General features: G+C 66.8%; 1 protein-coding gene. It reads right to left on the bottom strand.

What is annotated here, in order from left to right; genetic code table 11:
* Positions 1–26: 26 nt before the first annotated feature.
* A partial coding sequence (locus tag SB754_RS20185) for a hypothetical protein (RefSeq protein ID WP_410784152.1) occupies positions 27–274 on the bottom strand: 248 nt, incomplete at its 5' end.

Here is a 274-nt window from a genome sequence, read left to right as displayed (position 1 = left end):
CCTGCCTAATCTCTGTGTGTCGCGCGTCAGTGCCCGTCGCGCGCCTTTACCGATTTCGCGAAACGGTCGAGGGCGGACAATAGCCGCGCCTCGGGCGAAGTCTCCACCGTCTCGCTCACATGTGAAGCGGATTGCCGCTTTTTCACGTCCGTCGTGTCCCCCGGTTCCGCGCGCGCGGCCTTGCCCTGAACGACGCGCAGACGGGTCGGTGCGCGATCGCCGGAATGGGTGCGGACCCGCTCCAGGATGCGCTGCGATTCCGCCTGCAGGATCG

The organism is Leifsonia sp. SIMBA_070 (assembly GCF_046534635.1).
Classification (GTDB): domain Bacteria; phylum Actinomycetota; class Actinomycetes; order Actinomycetales; family Microbacteriaceae; genus Leifsonia.
This window is presented reverse-complemented; position numbering and strand designations above follow the sequence as displayed.